Annotated in this window: 5 protein-coding genes; 2 read left to right on the top strand and 3 right to left on the bottom strand. The window is 37.8% G+C overall.

Features of this window, described 5'->3' with window-relative positions; all coding sequences use genetic code 11:
* Both FJR38_RS05405 and FJR38_RS05400 read right to left on the bottom strand, forming a co-directional pair.
* Window positions 1-310, bottom strand: a 310-nt coding sequence (locus tag FJR38_RS05405) for a hypothetical protein (RefSeq protein WP_168535846.1), incomplete at its 3' end; no start/stop codon positions are given.
* A gap of 46 nt (window positions 311-356) precedes the next feature.
* Window positions 357-2033, bottom strand: a complete 1677-nt coding sequence (locus tag FJR38_RS05400) for an AarF/ABC1/UbiB kinase family protein (RefSeq protein ID WP_168535844.1) — start codon at window positions 2031-2033, stop codon at window positions 357-359.
* A gap of 303 nt (window positions 2034-2336) precedes the next feature.
* On the opposite strand from FJR38_RS05400, the gene FJR38_RS05395 reads away from it, so the two are divergent.
* Both FJR38_RS05395 and FJR38_RS05390 read left to right on the top strand, forming a co-directional pair.
* Window positions 2337-2786, top strand: coding sequence for a hypothetical protein (locus tag FJR38_RS05395; protein WP_168535842.1), 450 nt, complete (start codon window positions 2337-2339; stop codon window positions 2784-2786).
* Window positions 2787-2851: 65 nt separating this feature from the next.
* Window positions 2852-3211 (top strand): hypothetical protein, encoded by a 360-nt coding sequence (locus tag FJR38_RS05390; protein ID WP_168535634.1) that lies wholly within the window; start codon window positions 2852-2854, stop codon window positions 3209-3211.
* A gap of 29 nt (window positions 3212-3240) precedes the next feature.
* Here the strand turns inward: FJR38_RS05390 and FJR38_RS28200 are convergent.
* Window positions 3241-4257 (bottom strand): tetratricopeptide repeat protein (locus FJR38_RS28200; RefSeq protein ID WP_254449365.1); only part of this gene is annotated, 1017 nt, incomplete at its 5' end.

Raw genomic sequence — 4257 nt, 5'->3', positions numbered from 1 at the left:
ACCAAACAAATACACAAGTTAGCAGACTCATTTGGTAAACCCCATCACCTAACGCTAAACCAGAGGGAAAACCAAATATCTCTAAACCACAAGAGAGAAATAAACAAACACCAGCAGTAATCCCAAAGAATGGTACTAATAATTGTTTATAAAAAGAACGGGTATTTGTTTTCTCTTCAGTAGACTTATCCTTTGGCCATTGCTGGACAATTACTTTTAATGTTCCAGATAAAGCTATGCCAGAAGTTAAAGCAGTGAGAAAACCAACTAAGAGTAAAAAGTAAGGCGGTTGCAGAGGGTAATAGTACATTAAAACTCCTGAGTGTTATTAAAATTCGTTTTTATTAGCAGAGGGATTATTTAGGCAAAATAGCGGCTACACCTTCTTTTGAGAACTCGGTTAATAGGCTAATTGCAACATTTAGTAAGCGATTTGGTGGTAAATCATCCTTAACTAAATCCCATAGTCGTTGGACTTCTTCTGTGTGTAAACGGTCATCTTCAGTGAGAGCTAATACCAACTGACGACGGAGAAATTTACCTTCTTCTGAAAGGATGAATTCCAAACCCATTTTCGCTGTTGGTAAAACATCAAATTGACTATCAGTCCGAGCAATGGTAATTAAGTTTTCTAACCTTTGCCACTGGAATTTACCATCTTTAAACAATACATTCAATAATCGCCGCCGCAATGCTGGAGATTCCCCAGTTAATAACCGCCGGGCGATATAGGGATAACCCACTTCCACAATTTTGAAATTGGGGTTGAGACTGAGGGCAATACCTTCTTGTGTCACCAAAGAACGAATAATTAAAGCAAACTTCGCAGGTACACGGAAAGGATATTCATACATCAATTCCGAAAACTCATCAGTAATGGTTTTGAAGTTAAAGTCCTTGACATTTTTACCAATAGCGTTTCCTAGTACAGCTTCTAATGCTGGCACAATAGGAGCAATATTAGTGTTTGCTGTTAAAAAGCCCAATTTGACAAAATCTTCGGCTAAATCGGTGTAATCCTTATTTACCAAATGCACTAAAGCATCAACTAAACTTTCCTTAGTTGTTTCTTCCAACTGATCCATCATGCCAAAATCAATGTAAGCCATGCGACCATCGGGCATAGCGAACAAATTGCCAGGATGAGGATCGGCATGGAAAAAACCATGCTCTAATAGTTGTTGTAAACCTGTAGTGACACCAATTTGAATAATGTCCTCTGGGTTGAGACCTACCGCTTGGATATTCTGAGTATCTGTGAGTTTAAAGCCGTTAATCCATTCCAGTGTTAAAACATGATTACTGGTATAAAGCCAATAAATACTAGGAATTTTTACTTGAGGATCATTACGGAAATTATGGGCAAACTTTTCCGCATTGCGGCCTTCATTGATGTAATCAATTTCCTCAAATAACTTTGTGCCAAACTCGTCAACGATTAAAGTTAAATCGTGACCAAGATTCAGCGGTAGCCAGGGAGCAAGCCAACTAGCAGCCCAACGCATGAGATACAAGTCTTTTGTCAGTAAAGGGCGTAAGTTGGGGCGTTGTACCTTCACAGCCACTTCTTCACCACTAAGCAACCGTCCCCGGTAGACTTGACCCAAACTAGCCGCTGCTACGGGTTGAGGGGAAAGTTCCCGAAAAACTTCACTAATTGAGCGATCTAGCTCTGTTTCAATAATCTGGTATGCCAGACCATTATCAAAAGGTGGTAACTGGTCTTGTAGTTTGATCAGTTCTTCTAAAAAATCTTTGCGGATTAAGTCGGGACGAGTCGAAAGGGCTTGACCAACTTTGATAAATGTTGGACCCAGACGGGTGAGAAGGGTTCGCAACTGGGTAGCGCGTTTCCCTTGATTTTCCTCCACCTGATCTTGCCATTCGTCCCATTTGAGACTAAGTATAAATCCTGCAAAAGACCATAAGATTCTCAGTAGTCGTCCCCAGGCTAACCAGGGACGGTAACGAAAGTAACGAGCGATCGCCTCTGGATTATACTGCTTTAATTCAGCAGGTTGATACTGACCCACGCCTTTATTTGCCTCTCCAACTGGGAAATTGACACATTCACCTTGATCCTGGATGCTAACTTAGTAGTTAACACAGAAAAATGGTAGTTTTTGCTCTAGTAAAGAAACTTTAACCACATCTAGGAGCAATAGGTGACAAACTAAGCCTATTTAGCTAGATTTATTTATCTTTTTCTTAATTATACTTTATAAAAGTACAAACTTTTTGGTTATATCTGGGGTATTTTATCTTTTTTTAATGACTAAGGCCTTTCCATCATGTAGTTAATTTTGACACCACTCAGTAAACAATCTCAATCAGTTATGCAAGTAACCAGCAGTGAAATCCAAGCTATGCGGGAATTAATGCCCGATTATACCCCCGGATTGGAAGCTATGGCTCATTTAGAAAAGCATAATGGCGACATGGAAATGGCTTTTCAAGATTTATGGCAAGAAAAAAATGGTCAAACCATGATGGTGGAAGGTAAATCTCTGTGGGATATCACCCTGAAAACCTTGCGAAATGAGCTTTGCGGTGATGACGGGTTTCGTGGTCAAATCAAGGAATATACGAAAAATCCCGGTAGTTCACCTCTACTCACAGGTGCGATAGTTTCTTTGGTGGGTTTAGCCTCATCTAGTGGTTTACCTCTTGATCCGGCGATCGCGACCGTTATAGTTTTGTATATTCTGAAAATAGGGGTAAATATCTTTTGCGATTATACAGAACCACCGGCTGCTAGTGGCGGAACTTTACCCCCAGCAAAATAATTTATGATGTAGGGGCGGGGTTTCCCCGTCCTCACAGGTTTGTACCCTCACAGAACTCAATGCTTATGAATCCAATTATTTTAGATGACTTAGATCCAAATATTATCGAGTGGCTAAAGTCTCGCGCTCAAAAGCATGGGCATTCTTTACAAGCTGAGGTAAAGTCTATTTTACAGCAATTAACAGTAGCAAAGACAAAAGAAGTTAAGTTATTTGCGGAAGACATAATTCAGCGTAAAGCAGATTTAATGTTGCAGCAAATTCATTCTCAGTCTATAGATAACAATATGACTGAATTAATGGAAACTTCGACAATCAATAATCAACAGGAATTATTAGAAATCAAAGCGAAACTCAAAGAATTAAAACCGGGAATTTCATTAGGTAATTTATCAATCAGGGAAGCTAGAGAATTAGGAAGATAATTTTAATGCTATTTGTTTTAGATTGTTCTTTACTCTGGTAATCTTTCTAAAATCTCCCTCGTAATATTCGCCCTATATTCATCTTTATATTCAACATATATACCTAAAGCTTTTTGTAAATTTACCCTCGCTTCTGTATAATTTTCCTGCGATGCAGCAAGCAAACCTAATTGTCCATAAGTTCCAGCTTGTTCATAGTAATAATTATATTCAATTTTTATTGCCAAAGCTTTGTGATAATGTTTTCTTGCTTCGGAAAATTCTCCTAATTTAGCTGAAAATATTCCCAATTCGTGGGAAGTTTTAGCTTCCTCATAGTAAGATTTAAATTCGCTCCATATTTCTAAAGCTACTTGATAATTGTGTCGTGCGGTTTCAAATTCTTCTAATTCTAGGGCTACCAATCCTAACTGGTGATAAGTTTTGGCTTGCTCATACCGCAATCTATATTTAAGACGTATATTTAAAGCTAGTTGATAATTTTGCTGTGCATTTTCAAATTCCTTCAGTTCTTGGGCAACCATTCCCATCTGGTGGTATGTGTTAGCTAGATTCTGGTGATAAGTGTTTGTAAGGTCATAATCATAGCCAAATTTGAGATAGATTTCTAAGGATTGCTGATAATAGCACCGTGCATCTGGAAAATCCCTTAATTCTTGGGCAATATATCCCAACTGGTGGTATGTGTTAGCAAGTGCTAATTGATATTGCTTTTCTGATATGCCACTGAGTTGTTGTGTTAACTCCACAATTCTCTGATAAGAAACTTTTGCTTTCTGATAATTTTTTATCTGGAAATAGCAGTTAGCTAATCTATCAAGTACCATCATTATTTCCCAACCTATTTCTCCAGTGCAAATTTCGGATGGATAAGATTCTTGGGCTTGGCATACAAATTCTGATAATTTCAGTCCACTTTGAAAGTCATGATTTAAAGAGAAATAATCAAATAAACATAAAAATATACTAATAGTTTCTTGCTTTTCTAAACAAATTTGCAAACCATTATATAGATTTTCATATTCTAGCTTACAGAAAAATATCCC

This window comes from Anabaena sp. UHCC 0253, assembly GCF_009712085.1.
Taxonomy (GTDB): domain Bacteria; phylum Cyanobacteriota; class Cyanobacteriia; order Cyanobacteriales; family Nostocaceae; genus Dolichospermum.
Note: the sequence above shows the minus strand (reverse complement) of the source record. Positions and strands in the feature narration are given on the sequence as shown.

What these genes read in the sequence shown, in the direction of transcription:
- FJR38_RS05395 (WP_168535842.1), top strand. Translation starts at nt 2,337, where the DNA reads ATGCAAGTAACCAGCAGTGAAATCCAAGCTATGCGGGAATTAATGCCC.
- FJR38_RS05390 (WP_168535634.1), top strand. Translation starts at nt 2,852, where the DNA reads ATGAATCCAATTATTTTAGATGACTTAGATCCAAATATTATCGAGTGG.